20 protein-coding genes, 1 tRNA gene and 1 pseudogene are annotated in these 15,781 nt (G+C 67.6%); 7 read left to right on the forward strand and 15 right to left on the reverse strand.

Annotation, left to right across the window (positions count from 1 at the left end):
• Nucleotides 1-17 precede the first annotated feature (17 nt).
• Nucleotides 18-797 (forward strand): phosphate ABC transporter ATP-binding protein PstB, encoded by a 780-nt coding sequence (gene pstB, locus Q0P88_RS11370; RefSeq protein ID WP_295014195.1) that lies wholly within the window; start codon nt 18-20, stop codon nt 795-797.
• A 60-nt stretch (nt 798-857) separates the two neighbouring features.
• Here pstB and Q0P88_RS11375 read toward each other — a convergent pair whose 3' ends face one another.
• On the reverse strand, nt 858-1,736 hold the full coding sequence (locus Q0P88_RS11375) for an aminotransferase class IV (RefSeq protein ID WP_295014197.1): 879 nt from the start codon (nt 1,734-1,736) through the stop codon (nt 858-860).
• A gap of 220 nt (nt 1,737-1,956) precedes the next feature.
• Entirely contained in the window at nt 1,957-2,586 is a 630-nt protein-coding gene (locus Q0P88_RS11380; RefSeq protein ID WP_295014199.1) for a DNA-directed RNA polymerase subunit beta, read from the reverse strand.
• 64 nt (nt 2,587-2,650) lie between these two features.
• On the opposite strand from Q0P88_RS11380, the gene Q0P88_RS11385 reads away from it, so the two are divergent.
• Nucleotides 2,651-2,726: transfer RNA gene (locus Q0P88_RS11385), tRNA-Lys, on the forward strand.
• Between the two features lie 84 nt (nt 2,727-2,810).
• Nucleotides 2,811-3,365, forward strand: a complete 555-nt coding sequence (locus Q0P88_RS11390; RefSeq protein ID WP_295014201.1) for a hypothetical protein — start codon at nt 2,811-2,813, stop codon at nt 3,363-3,365.
• Nucleotides 3,366-3,381: 16 nt separating this feature from the next.
• Here Q0P88_RS11390 and Q0P88_RS11395 read toward each other — a convergent pair whose 3' ends face one another.
• The 3 genes from Q0P88_RS11395 to Q0P88_RS11405 all read right to left on the reverse strand — a co-directional run bounded on the left by Q0P88_RS11395 (nt 3,382) and on the right by Q0P88_RS11405 (nt 6,330).
• A complete protein-coding gene (locus tag Q0P88_RS11395; protein WP_295014203.1) occupies nt 3,382-4,644 on the reverse strand; it encodes a DUF6575 domain-containing protein in 1,263 nt (420 codons plus the stop codon).
• Between the two features lie 700 nt (nt 4,645-5,344).
• A complete protein-coding gene (locus tag Q0P88_RS11400; RefSeq protein ID WP_295014205.1) occupies nt 5,345-5,581 on the reverse strand; it encodes a hypothetical protein in 237 nt (78 codons plus the stop codon).
• A gap of 137 nt (nt 5,582-5,718) precedes the next feature.
• Nucleotides 5,719-6,330 (reverse strand): TetR/AcrR family transcriptional regulator, encoded by a 612-nt coding sequence (locus tag Q0P88_RS11405; protein ID WP_295014207.1) that lies wholly within the window; start codon nt 6,328-6,330, stop codon nt 5,719-5,721.
• 142 nt (nt 6,331-6,472) lie between these two features.
• Here Q0P88_RS11405 and Q0P88_RS11410 point away from each other — a divergent pair, with 142 nt between their 5' ends.
• Both Q0P88_RS11410 and Q0P88_RS11415 read left to right on the forward strand, forming a co-directional pair.
• Entirely contained in the window at nt 6,473-8,191 is a 1,719-nt protein-coding gene (locus Q0P88_RS11410; RefSeq protein WP_295014209.1) for an amidohydrolase, read from the forward strand.
• A 9-nt stretch (nt 8,192-8,200) separates the two neighbouring features.
• Nucleotides 8,201-9,613 carry an APC family permease gene (locus tag Q0P88_RS11415; protein ID WP_295014211.1) on the forward strand — a complete coding sequence of 471 codons (1,413 nt, stop codon included), beginning with the start codon at nt 8,201-8,203 and terminating at the stop codon, nt 9,611-9,613.
• Here Q0P88_RS11415 and Q0P88_RS11420 read toward each other — a convergent pair.
• Both Q0P88_RS11420 and Q0P88_RS11425 read right to left on the reverse strand, forming a co-directional pair.
• Nucleotides 9,610-10,035 carry an arsenate reductase ArsC gene (locus Q0P88_RS11420; RefSeq protein WP_295014213.1) on the reverse strand — a complete coding sequence of 142 codons (426 nt, stop codon included), beginning with the start codon at nt 10,033-10,035 and terminating at the stop codon, nt 9,610-9,612. The two genes, Q0P88_RS11415 and Q0P88_RS11420, sit on opposite strands and share 4 nt — an antisense overlap.
• 9 nt (nt 10,036-10,044) lie before the next feature.
• On the reverse strand, nt 10,045-10,587 hold the full coding sequence (locus Q0P88_RS11425) for a CGNR zinc finger domain-containing protein (protein WP_295014215.1): 543 nt from the start codon (nt 10,585-10,587) through the stop codon (nt 10,045-10,047).
• 25 nt (nt 10,588-10,612) lie between these two features.
• Here Q0P88_RS11425 and Q0P88_RS11430 point away from each other — a divergent pair, with 25 nt between their 5' ends.
• On the forward strand, nt 10,613-10,831 hold the full coding sequence (locus Q0P88_RS11430) for a hypothetical protein (protein ID WP_295014217.1): 219 nt from the start codon (nt 10,613-10,615) through the stop codon (nt 10,829-10,831).
• Here Q0P88_RS11430 and Q0P88_RS11435 read toward each other — a convergent pair.
• From Q0P88_RS11435 to Q0P88_RS14080, 3 genes and pseudogenes are all read right to left on the reverse strand, one after another.
• Complete coding sequence (locus tag Q0P88_RS11435; protein ID WP_295014219.1) at nt 10,818-11,360, reverse strand: DUF1697 domain-containing protein; 543 nt, start codon at nt 11,358-11,360, stop codon at nt 10,818-10,820. The two genes, Q0P88_RS11430 and Q0P88_RS11435, sit on opposite strands and share 14 nt — an antisense overlap.
• 158 nt (nt 11,361-11,518) lie before the next feature.
• Nucleotides 11,519-12,079 (reverse strand): annotated as a pseudogene (locus Q0P88_RS11440) (isochorismatase family protein); the annotation flags it as partial.
• A 149-nt stretch (nt 12,080-12,228) separates the two neighbouring features.
• On the reverse strand, nt 12,229-12,492 hold the full coding sequence (locus Q0P88_RS14080) for a DUF3263 domain-containing protein (RefSeq protein WP_363316507.1): 264 nt from the start codon (nt 12,490-12,492) through the stop codon (nt 12,229-12,231).
• A gap of 131 nt (nt 12,493-12,623) precedes the next feature.
• On the opposite strand from Q0P88_RS14080, the gene Q0P88_RS11445 reads away from it, so the two are divergent.
• Nucleotides 12,624-12,902 (forward strand): hypothetical protein, encoded by a 279-nt coding sequence (locus Q0P88_RS11445; RefSeq protein WP_295014220.1) that lies wholly within the window; start codon nt 12,624-12,626, stop codon nt 12,900-12,902.
• A 51-nt stretch (nt 12,903-12,953) separates the two neighbouring features.
• Here the strand turns inward: Q0P88_RS11445 and Q0P88_RS11450 are convergent, their stop codons facing one another.
• From Q0P88_RS11450 to Q0P88_RS11470, 5 genes are all read right to left on the reverse strand, one after another.
• Nucleotides 12,954-13,301, reverse strand: coding sequence for a hypothetical protein (locus Q0P88_RS11450; protein ID WP_295014222.1), 348 nt, complete (start codon nt 13,299-13,301; stop codon nt 12,954-12,956).
• Nucleotides 13,298-13,699, reverse strand: coding sequence for a hypothetical protein (locus Q0P88_RS11455; protein WP_295014224.1), 402 nt, complete (start codon nt 13,697-13,699; stop codon nt 13,298-13,300). Before Q0P88_RS11455 ends, Q0P88_RS11450 begins: the two co-directional genes overlap by 4 nt.
• Entirely contained in the window at nt 13,699-14,163 is a 465-nt protein-coding gene (locus tag Q0P88_RS11460; protein ID WP_295014226.1) for a hypothetical protein, read from the reverse strand. Before Q0P88_RS11460 ends, Q0P88_RS11455 begins: the two co-directional genes overlap by 1 nt.
• 98 nt (nt 14,164-14,261) lie before the next feature.
• Nucleotides 14,262-15,074, reverse strand: coding sequence for a D-alanyl-D-alanine carboxypeptidase family protein (locus Q0P88_RS11465; protein ID WP_295014228.1), 813 nt, complete (start codon nt 15,072-15,074; stop codon nt 14,262-14,264).
• A 23-nt stretch (nt 15,075-15,097) separates the two neighbouring features.
• Nucleotides 15,098-15,688, reverse strand: coding sequence for a hypothetical protein (locus Q0P88_RS11470; protein ID WP_295014230.1), 591 nt, complete (start codon nt 15,686-15,688; stop codon nt 15,098-15,100).
• Between the last annotated feature and the right edge of the window lie 93 nt (nt 15,689-15,781).

The following is a 15,781-nucleotide window of genomic DNA, read 5'->3' on the forward strand; positions in this document are numbered from 1 at the left end:
TCAGGAAGGCACACAGCGTGTCCAAGAGCATCGAAGTCAACGATCTGAACGTGTACTACGGCGACTTCCTCGCCGTGGAGGGCGTCTCGATGAACATCGAGCCGCGCACCGTGACCGCCTTCATCGGCCCCTCCGGCTGCGGCAAGTCGACCTTCCTGCGCACCCTCAACCGCATGCACGAGGTCATTCCCGGCGCGCGCGTGCAGGGCAGCGTGTTCGTCGACGGCGAGGACCTGTACGGCCCCGGCGTGGATCCGGTGCTGGTGCGGCGTCAGGTGGGCATGGTGTTCCAGCGGCCGAATCCGTTCCCGACGATGTCGATCAAGGAGAACGTCCTCGCCGGCGTCCGGCTGAACAGCCGTCGAATGTCCCCCTCGGACGCGAACGACCTCGTGGAGAAGTCCCTGCGCGGCGCCAACCTGTGGAACGAGGTCAAGGACCGCCTCGACAAGCCCGGTGCCGGGCTCTCGGGCGGACAGCAGCAGCGCCTGTGCATCGCGCGGACGATCGCCGTGTCGCCGCAGGTCGTGCTGATGGACGAGCCGTGCTCGGCCCTCGACCCGATCTCGACGTTCGCGATCGAGGAGCTCATCACCGAGCTCAAGAACGAGTTCACGATCGTGATCGTCACGCACAACATGCAGCAGGCGTCGCGCGTGAGCGACAAGACGGCGTTCTTCAACATCGCCGGCACCGGCAAGCCCGGCAAGCTCATCGAGTACGCGGACACCGCGGCGATCTTCACCGCCCCGATGGAGCAGGCCACCGAGGACTACGTCTCCGGCCGCTTCGGGTGACCCCGGGTGACCCGCGAGGGGCGTCGCGGATCCGGTCGGATGCGATCCCCGGCCGCGGGATCAGTCGCGCGGCGAGAGCAGGTAGGCGTTGAGGGCCGCGGTGAAGGGCGCGTCGACCGCGAGCGGCCGATCGTCGATCGCGACGATCGGCGCGGCGAGGCGCACGCTCGAGACCAGCCAGGCCTGGTCGGCCGCGGCGAGGTCTGCGGCGGGCACCGTCGCGTACTCGGTGGTGTACCCGGCGGCCTCGAGGTGGCCGAACACGCTGATCTGCGTCGTCCCCTGCAGGATCCCGCCGTGCGGCGCCGGGGTGACGAAGCGGTCGCCGAAACGGAGGATCAGCGAGGCGGTGGGCGCCTCCAGCACGACGTGGTCGGTGGTCAGGAAGACTGCGTCGTCGGCGCCCCGCCGATGCGCCTCGCGCAGAGCCGCCATGTTCACCGCGTAGGACAGCGTCTTCGCGCCGAGCAGCAGCCAGGGCGCGCGATCGGCGGCGCCGCTGTCGTAGCCCCGATCGAGCGTGACGACGCGGATCCCCTCCGTGCGCGCGCGGGAGAAGTCTCCGGCCGGAGCCGCGGTCGCCCACGCCGTCGGCGCGGGTCCCTTCTCGACACCCCGGCTGAGGATCAGCTTGATGACGCTCTCCCCCGGTCCGCAGTGCCCGGCGGCGACCGCGATCGCCTGCGCCCATTGCGCGAGATCGGGGGCAGGCAGGTCGCAGAGGTCCGCGGAGTGCGCCAGCCGTTCGAGGTGCGGACCGACCTCCTGCGCGTGCCCGTCGACGACGCCGATCGACTCGAAGACGCCGTCCCCGCGCTGCGTGCTGAGCTCGCCCACGCTGAGGGCGGGCGCGGAGGCGTCGACGACGGTGAACGTGTCGGAGTAGTCCGCGCGAGGCTCGGAGGCGGGCTCGATCATGAGCGCGAAGCGGCGATCCATGCTCCGAGCCTAAGGCGTCGCCGACACTCCCGGGAGCGCGCTCTCCGCCCGGCGGAGGGAATAGTCTCGGCGCCCGCTTGTTACACTTGATCGGCCGGGCCGCATAACCCCGGGCTCCAATTTTCGCCGCTGCGAGCGGCCTTCCGCCGAGAGGCGTTCATGCGGCCCGGCTTTTCTCTGCCGACTGGGCCCGCACGGATGCGCACCCGATGCGCAGGAGTCAGTTCAGTGCATGTGCGCGCCACGCGGCCGACGACGCCGTGAGGTCGCGCCCGTAGGCGCTCAGCCGGGCGGCTCGGGTCGTGAGCACGCTCGCACGCTGAGGCTCGGTGGCCTCGTAGTCGTCCGCGAGGTGCGTCGCCCCGGACGCCTGCACGCGGCAGAACGCGGCGGCGCGGTCGAGGGCGACGGCGAAGTCCCCGGAGAACGCACCGCGCAGGATCGTGTCGATCAGCGCCACGAGCTCCTCGGGCGCCGCGGGGACCGGGGCCCCCGCGACCAGCGCGTCGGCCGAGGCGAGCTCGATCCTGCCGCGCTCGTGCAGCAGCGCGGCGGTGGCCGGATCCGCATGGATCGCGGCCTGCACGAGGTAGAGCCGCCAGAGCGCGCCCGGCAGGGAGACCGCGGGGCTCTTCGCCCAGAGCTCGGCGATCTCCTCGATGCCGTGCTCGCGTGCGTAGGCGACGAGCCGTTCCGCGCTGACCCCGCTGTCGTCCGCACGGACCCGGGCGAGCAGCGCCGCCGCGGTCGCGTGGGCGATGCGGGTCTGTTCGGCGGGGTCGTGGGATCCGAGCAGGCTGTCGAAGAGCTGCGGCGAGAGCCGGACGGGGCGGGGGAAAGCGGCGGGCATCGATCCAGGCTACGCGCGTCGGCGCGGCGGAGGCACCTCGCCGCGAGCCCTAGACTGGTGGGACGGGCCTCTAGCTCAGTTGGCAGAGCATCGGACTTTTAATCCGCGGGTCGTGGGTTCGAGCCCCACGGGGCCCACCAGTCAGGCACGGGGATCGCGTGGCTCCTCAGGGAAGCCGAAAACGGAAATCCCGGCGGAAATCCGTCCGCCGATATGGTGTCCGTGTGGACATCGGAACCGTGCTGACGGTGCTTGCGACTGGTCTCGTGACCCTCAGCGGTGTTGCACTTACGCAGATATTCACATCACGACGGGAGCGCCTTGCCCGCGACGCCGCCCGCCTCGATGCGCGGTCAGCCGCGGCGCAGGAGGCTGCGCGCGAAGTGGCCAAGCTGTTCCACGACGAGGCACTTCTATCGCGGAAGGCTGCTGATCGACATGAAGACATCGATGACAGTAGAGAGCTGTGGCACGGTCACTGGTACGCCGAGGCTGAGCCTCGGCTCGTACTGGCAATCGAAGCCATCCCGGTTCCGTCCGCTCGCGAACAGCTCCTGGTCGTCTGCGACGCCCTCGGCGACTGGATGTACGCGCAGTTCAAACAAACACCTCGTCTCTACGCCGTCGTGGATCTTTCGGACCTGGGACGGGGAATCGCGGCATCGTATATGCGCGGCGAGTCTCCAAACAGCGATCAAATTGCCGAACTCCACAGCGTTCGTGAAGTTCTTCAAGCAGTTGCTGCTCATCGAGAAGACCAGCAACAGGCCTCGGCCTAGTTGCCAGCCATCTTCGTCAGTCGAAAATCGGGGAGCTGTCCTCTGGACCCGGGGTAATAACGACGCGCTCAAGTGGGATCGGCACGTCGGATTCGCTCGGAACTAGTTGTTCCAGCACGTGCTTTGGCTTCGCTTCTCCGACTGTCTGGTCGAAGGTGCTGAACTCCGACAGGACGACCTCGTAGGTCTTGTTGATGACCGCGCTATCCACCTGTCCAAGCGCACGGGCGGCTATCGTCCCCTCAAACATGGCTCCGGAGTCTAGGTCTTCCAGGCCGAAGAGCTTCCGCTCCATATCGGCACGGTACAGGCGCATCCGTCCTCGCACTTCCGCGACGTCATTGGGAACAACCGTGTTGAGAAGTTCTTTCAAGTTCTGCACCTGGTCAGCCGTGAGCCGCTCCTCCTGAGCTTGACGAGCAGCATTCGCCGTTGCGACGGTGATATCCGCGCCGAGCGAGGCAAGCCCAGCGACGAAGTGCCGGAAGCTCTTCGCGCCTCGCGGTCGCAAGGCGACCAGCTGCTCAACGAGCGTCTCAGCGGGAAGATCCACTGCAAGGAGACCTACCAGCTTCTCCATCGCACGTCCCACAGGCGAATCACCGAAGAGGTCCTGCCCGTCGGAAGAAGCAATCTCAATCACGAAACTAGCGGCAGCCAGCTCGATGACTTCAGTCTCCATACGGTCGAGCACTTCGCGGCCAATGCGTCCTCGTTGCGGCGGATCCTGCTCGAACTCCACGAGTCCGAGGTTGTCCAGTACCCCCTGCGTCGAGGTGAGCATCGGCCCAATGCGCCGTGTCGATGCCTCTGAACGAAGACGCGACGGGTCGGAGATCTCGATACGGAGTCGGGAACGCCCCTCCGCTGTTGCCCGTCGCCAAAGCTCTTTCAATCCGACAGCGGCGGGAAGCGTCGGTGTCGGGAGCTCGATTCGGAAGTCATCGCCGGGCAACCACGAATCCTGAACCGACAACGCGGGAATGGCCGAATCTGGCTCACGCGTATCGTGAGGAAGGCGCACGACCCACAAGCGGTCTTCGGGCGCCTCGAACGCACGACGAAGCGTCCATGCGCCCGAACGAACCATCGAGAGGCGCGCGGCTGACACTGGAACGTATAGCCACGTATCGGCCGACGCGCCCTCTTCCGCCCACTCGGCCAGATAGGCCTGTCCCGTCCGTGACCTGGCAGAGAATACTCGCGGACCCTCATACTCTGCGTATATCTCATCGATATCCAGCGCACCCAGCGCGGTGTCGCGAGGAAGCCAGCTCATGTCACGACCTCGAAGGTGAGCCATGCTGTGTCTCCGACATTGCGCCACCAGGAGTGATGAGAGCGGTGAGTACGCGACGGAGTCGGCATGAGCCTTCCGGGTCCGTCTACGCTTCCGCGCGCGACACGCTTGGCGCGAAGGGCGCCGGATGCCTCTCGAAGCTTCGCGGCGCCTTCTTCCTCCGAGAAAACGCTGCACGAAACGGCGTGGCATTCTTGTTCATCTGCCCAGAATCTGCCGCGCGGAAGGAGGCCAGCGTCGAGCAGTTCGCGGTGGCTCCGAAAGTCGTCCTCGGTCACGGTTTCACTATCCACTAAACGAAAGAACATTCCCGCTGCCGGCCCAGCGTCGCCTGGAGGGCACGCATCTGGGAACCAGACTGGCCACACCATTGCTCGGTCCTCTCAAACGAATCGCTTCTTTGAGACGAACCTAGCGGGCATTTCCTATACGAAGCTACTTCGGACCTGCGACATTGGCGTACCGCTCGAACCGCGCGATGTGCTGCGCGTAGTCCGTTGGGTATAGGTGCGAGTAGATCGTGCCAGTGGTGACGACGCTCGCGTGGCCCAGCCAACGGCTCACCTGGTACGGCGGAAACCCCGATGCGACGACGAGAGCGGGCCGCTGTCCGCCCTGTTCCCTCCCCGTACGGGTTCCAGAGACGCCCAAACGACCATCCCCCATACGAGCGAGAGCGTCACCGGCGCACGTCACCCAGTTGCGCGCTCTCCCACTCCCTTGCCTCCGCATCGTGCGAGACGAGATCCTCGGCAGGAGAGCCGGCGACCGCATCCCGGAGCGCGTTCATCCGCCATCGGCGATCGTCGAGCTCGGCAAGGTGAGCGAGATGCGCGCCGAGCGTGACACCATCCCGGGCCGCCTGCTCCTTCAACCGATCACGCAGAGCACCGCTCACTTTGATCGTCGTAGTCATACTCTGAGTATGCCGAGGGTCAGCCCGTGACTTACAGAGTGCGGAGTTCCGAAGTCAGGGCCCTTCGGACGTGCGCACGGGCAGGCATACGAGGTTCCGCGCCAGCGCCTCGCTGCACTCGGTCCTTCGGGCCCACCTCACCGCGATCGCACCTCGGCGAACGGCGCGCCCGCCTGCCGGGCGAACAGGGCGATCGCGCGCTCCGCATCCGCGACCGTGATGCTGCCTCCGGCCACGACGTGCAGGCCGTAGGCGTCCTCCAGGGCGACGAAGTTCATGGCGATGTCCTCCACGGGGCCCGAGAGCGCGAAGTCGCCGCTCGCCTCACCGGCTTCGAGGATCCGCCGGTAGAGCCCCAGCTGCTCCCGGTACAACCGCTGGACGAGCTCGTCGTGCAGCGGAGACTTCCCCGCGAGCACGTCGAACTCGTACAGGAGCCGCATGAGCGCGTCGTCCGGACCGGACGGCAATCCCGCGCGCACCGCGATCGCGAGCTGTTCGGCCGGCCGAACCGCCTGCGCGACCAGCGCCTCCCGCTCCTCGCCGACCCGGCGCATCCCCGCGGCGTGGGCCTCGACCAGGATCGCGTCGAGATCCTCGTAGTAGTACAGCAGCGCCCCCCGCGTGACGCCGGCCTGATTCGCGACGTCGGTCAACGAGAGGTTGCGGAGCCCGTGCTGGGCCGCGGCGTCGAGGGCGGCGTCGACCACCTCGCGCCGGCGCTGCTCCTGGGTGCTGGGGCGTGCCATGCAGCCAGTATCGCAGTCCCGATGCACGTTCCGGATCCGCCGCCACGAGTTTCTTGACATCTGCGTGAATTAATTTACTCTTGAGTCAAAGAATCGCGCAGAGCCGCCGATGAAGCCTCACCGAAGACGCAGGAGACGTGACATGGTCGTCGACACCCTCTACACCGGCGGACGCATCCGCACGTTCGACCCGGCCCGGCCGTGGGCCGAGGCCGTCGGGATCACCGGGGACCGCATCGCGTACGTCGGCCGGGCGCAGGACGCACCGCTCGCCCGCCAGGTGGTCGAGCTGGACGGGCGCCTCGTCACCCCCGGGGTGGCCGATACCCACAATCACCTGCTCCTCGGCTTCGACGACATGGCCGTGAGCCTGGAGGGCGTGACGAGCCTCGACGTGGTTCGCGCACGGATCGGCGCCTTCGCGGAGCGCCACCCCGAGCTGGAGTGGATCTGCGCCGAGAACGCGCTGTACTCCGTCGTCGAGGACCGCCGCCCCCACGCCGACGATCTCGTCGGCGTCACGGATCGACCGGTCTTCATCACGACCTACGACCAGCACTCGGTGTGGCTCAACCGCCCGGCGCTCGCCGCGCTCGGGATCCTGAACGGCGGCGACATCGCGTGGGGCAACCCCGAGATCGATCGCACCACGGGCGAGCCGACCGGCTGGGTCACCGACTTCTACACCAGCGCGATGACGATCGACGGTCTCGCCGAGCTGCAGCGCGACATCCCGATGTACTCGCCGGACCGCCGCTACCGGAAGATCGTCAACAGCCTCGACATGGCCGCACGGCTCGGCATCACGAGCGTCGTGGAGCCGCAGGTGCCGCTCGCGGAGCTGCCGCTGTTCGACCGCGCAGAGCGGGAGGGCCGGCTCACCTCCCGCACGACCGCGGCGATCTACCACCCGGTCGGGGCGGACGGCGATTTCCGCGCACGCATCACCGAGGCGATCCGAGACACCCCGCAGCACGATCGCTTCCGTCTCGGGATGGTCAAGCTGTACGCCGACGACGTCATCGAACCGCACACCGCCGCGATGCTCGAGGACTACGCGAACCGCCCGGGACACCGCGGGCACACCAGCCTCGAGCCCACCGAGTTCACCAAGCTGTTCATCGAGCTCGACCGCCTCGGCTATCAAGTGCACACGCACGCCACCGGCGACGGGCGCATCCGCCTGACGCTCGACGCGATCGAGGCGGCGCGCCGCGCGAACGGCGATCGCGACGCGCGCCACGGCATCGTGCACGTCGAGTGCCTGGCGCCCGAGGACCTGCCCCGCTTCCGCGAGCTCGGCGTCGTGGCGGCCATGCAGCCGCGTCACGCGTCCCCCGACCTCGTCGCGGGCACCTGGATGGAGAACGTCGGCGAGGCCCGCTGGGATCGCGCGTGGCGCTTCCGCTCGATGATCGACTCCGGCGCGCGCGTCACGTTCTCCAGCGACTGGCAGGTCGGCGAGATGGATCCTCTCGTCGGCGTCTACAGCGCCATGACCCGGGCCCGCCTCGACGGCGGCGACGCCTGGACCACGGACGAGCGCCTCGACCTGGACCGCACGCTGGAGGCCTACACGAAGGGCGGCGCGGGCGCGTTCCATCGCGAGGGCGCGCTCGGAATGCTGCGGGAAGGCTATCTGGCCGACCTCGTGGTCTGGTCGGGCGACCTCTACACGATGGAGCCCGCCGAGATCCTGACCCAGCACGCCGACCTCACCGTCGTCGGAGGCTCCCCCGTGCACGATCTGCACGGCGAGCTCGGCGGTGCACGCCGGACGACCGCCCCGGATCCGGGCGGCGCGGGCCAGACCTGCACCGAGCCCGCCGCCGATCACCACTGCCATTCCCACGCACACTGAGGAACCCCGATGTCGACGCTGCCATCACACTCCGCCGTCGCCGCGGGCGACGACCAGCTCGCCCACGCCATCACCCATGAACCCGGCCGCCTCAAGCGCACGCTGAAGCTGCGGCACCTCGTCTTCATCGGGCTCGCCTACATGGCGCCGCTCGCGGTGTTCGACATGTTCGGCATCGTCGCCGACAAGACGCACGGGCATGTGCCGCTCGCGTACCTCGTCGTGCTCGTCGCGGTGCTCTTCACCGCCTTCAGCTACTCGCGCATGGTGCGCTTCTTCCCCATCGCGGGATCGGCCTACACCTACGCCAAGGAGACGATGCACCCGTCGGTCGGCTTCCTGGTCGGCTGGGCGGCGACGCTCGACTACCTGCTGCTGCCGATGATCAACGCGATCCTCTCGGGGATCTACATGGGCGCGATCTTCCCCGGCGTTCCGTTCTGGGTGTGGGTGCTGCTGACGATCGCGATCTGCACGGCCCTCAACCTCGTCGGCGTGCGGCTGGCCGCGAGCATGAACGTGATCCTCGTGTCGATCCAGCTCGTCGTGGCCGTGGTGTTCGTCGTACTGGCGGTCGTGAACGTCGCGAACGGAGCGAACGGCGCCGCGTTCTCGATCCGGCCGTTCATCTCGAGCGATCTGCAGGCCGCCGCCCTCGCCGGGGGTGCCGCGATCCTCGCCCTCTCGTTCCTCGGGTTCGACGCGGTCTCGACGCTCGCGGAGGAGGCGGAGCGGCCGACGCGGGACATTCCCCGCGCGATCTTCCTCATCGTCGCCGCGGCCGGGGCGTTCTTCCTCACCGTCACCTACGTCATGCAGACGCTCTTCCCGGACGTCACGAAGCTGGAGAACATCGTCGGGGCCTCTCCCGAGATCGCGAAGTACATCGGCGGGGCGGCCTTCCAGGCGATCTTCGTCGGCGGGTACATGATGGCCGTGCTCGGGTGCGGCATCACCCAGCAGATGAGCGCCGCGCGTCTGCTCTATGCGATGGGACGCGACGGCGCACTCCCGAAACGGCTGTTCGGCAGCGTGAATCCGCGCACCGGCGTGCCGGTCGCCAACGTGCTCATCGTCGCGGCGATCGCGCTGACCGCCCTGTCCGTGAACCTCGAGCAGGCGTCGTCGATGATCAACTTCGGCGCGTTCATCGCCTTCACGTTCGTGAACCTCTCCGTGATCTTCCTGTTCTTCCGGTTCATCTCGACCCGCACGTTCCGCACCTGGATCGGCTTCGTCTTCGTGCCCGCGATCGGCGTGGCGATCAACGTGGGCCTGTGGCTGAGCCTCGACGCGATCTCGATGATCATCGGAGGTGCCTGGACCGCGGTCGGCGTGATCTATCTCGCCGTCAAGACGCGCGGATTCCGTGCGGCTCCGCCGGATCTGACCGGTCCGATCAACATCGGGGCGGAAGGCTAGTCCCGGTCGGACGCGCGGACGGGGACGTCGAGCGACGCCAACAGCGACCGGATCCGATCCTCGATCTCGTCGCGGATCGCGCGGACGGTCGCGAGGTCCTGCCCTGCCGGGTCGGCCAGCGCCCAGTCCTCGTAGCGCTTCCCGGGGAAGACGGGACAGGCATCGCCGCACCCCATCGTGACCACCGCGTCGGCAGCGCGGACGTCGTCCGTGAGGAGCAGCTGCGGGACCGTGCCCGAGATGTCGATGCCCCGCTCGGCCATCGCCGCCACCGCGACGGGGTTGATCCGCTCCCCCGGTTCCGAGCCGCCGGAGCGCACCTCGACGCGATCCCCGCCGAGCGCTCGCGCGAAGCCGGCGGCCATCTGCGACCGTCCCGCGTTGTGCACGCAGACGAACAGGATCCGTCGCAGAGTTGTCATGCCTCGAGCCTAGCGGCGGGATGTCGTCCTTCCACTCGCGTGTCGTGCGCGATGCCGGCGCACGGCGTCGCGGTTGGCGCAGCGGACCGAGCAGTAGCGCTGACGCCCGGTACGGGACACGTCCACGACGACATGCGTGCACGGCGAGGCGGCGCAGCGTCCGAGGCGCGACATCCCCCGCGTCGTGAGATGCAGCGCGGTGCCGACCGCGAAGACCGCGCGCAGCACGTGCGGCAGCGCGTCGTCGTCGTTGCGGTAGTGCAGATGCCACCCTTCGCCGGCGTGGTCGGTGAGCCGGGGGTACGCGGCGGCCTGCGCCATCTGGGCGTTGAGCAGCCGGGCCCGCTCCGTCGGCGTCTCCGCATCCACCACGCCCAGCCAGCCGTCGATCACCGCCCGGGTGAGCGTGTGGTCGTGCGGCCGCGGGGTGAAGTCCATCGACATCCCGAAGTCCCGGGTGCGGCTCTCGATCCCCGCCCTGTCGTCCGGCCAGTCGTCCGCGAGCGACGCCGCCAGGAGGACCGCGTACTCACCGTAAGGGTTGAGGTGCATAAGGCCATTACATCAGTCTGGAGCCATGACCGCCTCTCCGTCCCCTGCCCCGGCCGCGCTCGGCTGCGTGGCGCCCGCACCTGCCCCGCACGCGCACGCCTGGATCACCCGATCTCGGCACCCCACCTCGGAGGGCGTCGTCGTCTACGTGCAGTGCGTCGAGTGCGGAAGTCTGCGCACCGACCTGATCGCCGCGCCCGCGGCCGTTCCGACGGCGTGGAGCAGGATCGTCAGGACGCCGTGAGCTCGACGAGCTTGCGGACCGTGCGCAGGTTCCGTGCCGTCCCTGCGACGCCCAGGGCCTTGTCGAGCACGGGCCGGGTGAGCGCGGTGGCGTGCACGCCGCCCGCCGCGTAGTCGACCCAGAGGTCCTCCCCGCGCAGCGCGATCCGCTCCCCCGGCCGCAGTCGCTCGGTGAGCGCGTCGACCGCTCCCCGTTCCGGCTCGCCCTCGAGGAACATCGCGTGCAACAGCTTGTCCTCGGCGTCGGGAAAGGGATTCTCGGCGAGGATCCGGGCCAGTCGATCATGCGTGCGCAGGATCACCGGGGTGTCGACCGCGAAGGCATCGCGGATCAGCGCGCGCACGGCGGCGCGGGTGGAGTCGGGATCCTCCGGCGCCTCGCAGAGGATGTTGCCGCTCGCGATGTAGGTGGAGACGTTCCGGAGGCCCAGCTGCTCCGCGAGGAGGGAGCGCAGTTCCGCCATCGGCACACGCCCCGCCCCTCCCACGTTGACGGCGCGCAGGAGCATCGCGCACCGCGGCGTGGTCATCGCGCCCCGTGCCGGGCGTCGAGGGTCTCTCGCCCGCCCGGGTCCGAGCGGTCCGGGTCCGAGCCGTCCAGATCCGAGCCGTCCGGGTTCGAGCCGTCCGGGTCCGCGCCGTCGGGATCCGAGCCGTCGGGGTCCGAGCCGTCGGCGCGACCGGGAGCGAGCTCGGCGCCGGCATGCGCGAGCTCGGCGAGGGCGGCGGCGCTGGAGTCGGCGCCGACCCCGGCCACCAGATCGGTGAGGATCCGCACCCTCACGCCGTGCGCGATCGCGTCCGAGGCCGTCGCGCGCACGCAGTGGTCGGTCGCGATCCCGACGACGTCCACGGCGAGCACCCCGTGCGCGGACAGCAGCTCCGCCACCGTCTCGCCCTCGGCCGTGGCCCCCTCGAACATCGAGTACGCGGGTCGCCCCTGCCCCTTGACGACGTGATGGGTGATCGCCGTCGTGTCCAGCAGGGGGTCGTAGTCCGCCCCGGTGGTGCCGGCGACGCAATGCACGGGCCAGGTGTCGACGTAGTCCGGATCGCCCGCGAAGTGGCCGCCGTTGTCGCCGTGGGCATCGTGCCAGTCCCGGGACGCGACGACGAGATCGTAGTCGGCGGCGTGTCCGGCGAGGAGCGTGGTGATCCCCGACGCGACGCGGTCGCCGCCGGCCACCGCGAGGGCTCCGCCCTCCGTGAAGTCGTTCTGCACGTCGACGATGAGCAGGGCACGGGTCATGCTCCGAGCGTACGCCGAAAGGGAAGAACCCCCTCCGAGGAGGGGGTTCTCGTGGAGCCGCCCAAGGGAATCGAACCCTTGACCTTTTCATTACGAGTGAAACGGTTAGGAGCCAATCAGCACCTACAAACCCTGTGATTACGCCAACTCTAGACCCTCAATGAGACATCAGTGCACACAATGGTGCACACATCCACTAGACGGGCGCGGCGATCCTGTCGGCTTGGCACGTCCCGCACTCGACGTGCGGTGACCGCATCGGCCCTCATTCCCTCTTCCGATTCGGCGGCCCGGATGAGGAGTGTGATGTAGCGGGCGGGGGTGAGTCCGAGTTGTTGCCGGATCCTGGTTTCTTTGTTGCCGCGCCAGGATGGGTTGCGGGCTTCGAAGGCGAGGAGTTCGGCGGGCGTCATGGGGTGAGTCTGCCCGCGGGGTCCGACATCACAACCGTTGAGGTTAGACTCGACCGGCCGCCTGTCCCGAGGATTCAGTTCTTACGGTTCAGGCGGTCCCGCATGTCCGCGGACGGTCGTATGGTCGCATCGTGCACGTCATTCAGCTCGCCCGCCGCCAATGGTTGGTCATCGACGTGCACTACCGGCCCCGGTTCTTGATCGTCGAAGCTCCCTTGGTGCTGCGTGAGACTGGGGAGACGCATATGAAGCATCGGGTGGAGTGGTGGAGCCCGGACCCGGCGAGGCGGCATGTCCTGACCGTGCACGACGGGCTCCTCGCGGCAGAGAACTGGTGCCGGGACGAGATCGCGAAGAGTGCCGAGGAGCGTGGAAGGATCTCGAGCTCGGTTGCGCGCCGCGGATTCTGACGTCGGAAACGACGAATAGCCCCGCCCTCACGATGGAGGGCGGGGCTTCGTTCACTCGTTGACGAGTTCTCGGTACTGCTTGCGGGTCATGCCGACTGTCTGCCCGTTGAGGGGCGTGTAGGCGACCGCGCCGACCGGGGCGGATCCTGCACCGAAGTGCTTGAGCCACTGGTCGACTGCGGGGATTGCCATGACCCGAGCGACCGCGGCGGACACGGCGGCGAGGGCAGCGATCGCTCCGGTCAGCCATGCGACCCACGGGCCGGGGAGCACGTCTGCGACAGCGTCGAGGATCTGCGGTGCGATGATGACCGTCGTCGCGAGGATCGCGGCTGCGGCGATGATGACCTGCACGGCGGTGCGAATGACGCGCTGCGCGGGGAACCAGATCTGATTCATGGGGTATCTCCTTGAATGGTCGGGTGGGCTTCGTTCCAGCCCGTGATGAGGAACTGCAAGCCGAGGCGTTCGAGAATCGGTGTGGGGAGAAGGGGAAGCTCTCCTTGCCGTCCCCGCTGATCCCAGAACCACAGCTGTGTTTCCCGTGCTCGGACGGCGTCATGCATCTCGTGCGATTCGCGTTTCACCGACTCAAGCTGTGTGCGGATAGGAGCTACTTGCCTTTCGACCTCAGCTTCGATCTGCTCCCGGATGTACTTCGACAGGTCGGAGGCGTCGTTGAAACGCGCAGCGATCGCGTCCGTTTGCGTCTTGCCTCGGGTCCCCACATAGGTGAGTAAGGCGGTGACGATGACGCCCAGGAACCCAAAGATCCCGACCACCCACTCGACAGGCATCAGCTTTCCCCTCCACGGCTGGAGGTCGCGCGGCGCTCTTTCCACTCCTCACCCAGCAGGTTCACCTGGAAGAGCGCGAGAGGTAGCCCGAACGCAAGCATCGCGATGATGAACCAGTTCGGTTCCGGCCTGCTGGGGAAGAACAGGATCGCGGCGACATAGGCGGCGATCATCCCTACCAGCAAAGACTTCCCAACCATCGCTACCGGCCACAGTCGCGGGAACGCATCAGCGACGAAGCACACGGCACCGATCGCGAAGAACAAGAGACCCAGACGGTCGATGAGGTCTTCGTCGAACAGACGCCGCAGTAGATCGGATCCGACGACGTATGCGTTGAACCCGGCCCACATCGCGACGAAGTCGTACGCGGGGACCCACACTCGTTTGAGGTTGCGGTACTTCCACTCCCCTACGGGGATCGCTTCAGGATGCCAGATCGTGCTTCTGAAGAGTCTCTTCATCCGGCCACCTCCGCGGGGTTCGTCATCGTCTTCGTACCGGCGATACCGCCGAAGCGTTCAACCACGTCTATGCGGGCATTCCGTTGAACCGATTGAAGTCAGGGCTTGGTGATGACCCCGCCAAGCGCGTCCCGTGTCGCCGTGGCGATCTTCGTGACGTCTTCCTGCGACATGCCCTTCGAGAACGCCTGGGCGGTGTTGAACGCGGTCCAGTGCTCACGCACGGCCGTCCAGTACCGCCAGTCGGGCAGATCCTTGATTGCGAGCCCGTACGTGGACGCCTCGGTCTCGAACACCTGGGCGGGCATCGAGTACGGGGGAACGCCCTGTCGGATGATGATGCCGGTGTCCGGGGATCCGGTCAGGCGGATTGCATACATGTCGTCCTCCTCGGGACTGTGGGTGGTCGCGGCCGATCCGATAGTGAAAGCGGGCGCGGCCTGGTAGATGCCGCGGATTCGGTAGTGCCAGGCCTCGTCGAATTCGTACCCCTCGGGGTACAGCCCATAGTCCCCGCAGTTGACGCGGAGCCATTCGGCGCGGGCAGATCCCATCGAGGAGATGCCGGGGTCATCCCCGGTGTCTCGGAGATCCATTGCGGCGACGTCGCCCTGAATCTCGTGGTTCGATTGGCCGGGCACGGCCGCGGTGCCGGATCCGTCCGTCCGGACGTAGCGGACACCCTGCCACCAGCGCACGTCTCCGTACAGGCCAGATCCTGAGCCCTGCGCGGTGTAGGTGTCGAGAAAGATCGCGATCTGCTCGTCGTGGGTGCGGATCCCGGACGTGACCAGAACGGCGACGCCGAACAGCCGGAGCATGTCCGCGTTCAAGCGCTCGACCTGGTACGCCATGTACGGAGTGAGCCGGGAACCATCCCGCCAGACGAACTCGGGTGCGTTGCCGCCCATGTTGGCCTCCTTGGTCCGTGGTGTCAGTAGCCGAACGCGGTCCACATGAAGGACCGCGTGGTGGCGGAGGTGGTGCCGGAGTACAGCACGCGGAAGCCGGTCTTGGTGGCGTCGTCGGTGGCCGCGTTCGGGTGCATGGAGGCTGCTGACGACACGTGGACCTGCATGATGTGCACGCTCAGCAGCGACGTCGGGAACGGGGTGCCGAACACGATCCTCGGCATGTACTCGTTGCCGAATGCGACCGAGGTCGTAGCGGTCAGGATCCCGGTCTTCACGATCAGGCCCTGCGGGAGCGACACCGCCGCGTTGGGGACAGTGATGCCGCTGATCGCCGCGCCCGGGTTCGCGTTCGCGTCGACCCGACCAGCGCCAATTTCAGCCCATCCTGAACCAGTGTGCCGATATTGCTTACCAGTGTCGGCTGCCTCCCCCAGCAGGCCAGCCCGCTTGTAGGCGTAGGCGTCCAATCCGGCGAGGTTCGCACGGATGATCCGGTTACCCACGTCAGCTGCATACTTCGCCACTTCGGTAGGGTTCACTGCCACGTCGGGCGCATCTGTGTCGAGAAACTTCGGATACCCCATCGTGGGGTCATAGGAATTCACGGCCATGCTGGCTCCTTAACGACAAACGTCCACCCGAGTGGGTGGGGGACTGCTGCACGGATAGGTGACATCTGATCTGGCTTGCCCGGGAGGGTGGCC

Source organism: uncultured Microbacterium sp., from assembly GCF_945952435.1.
Classification (GTDB): Bacteria; Actinomycetota; Actinomycetes; order Actinomycetales; family Microbacteriaceae; genus Microbacterium.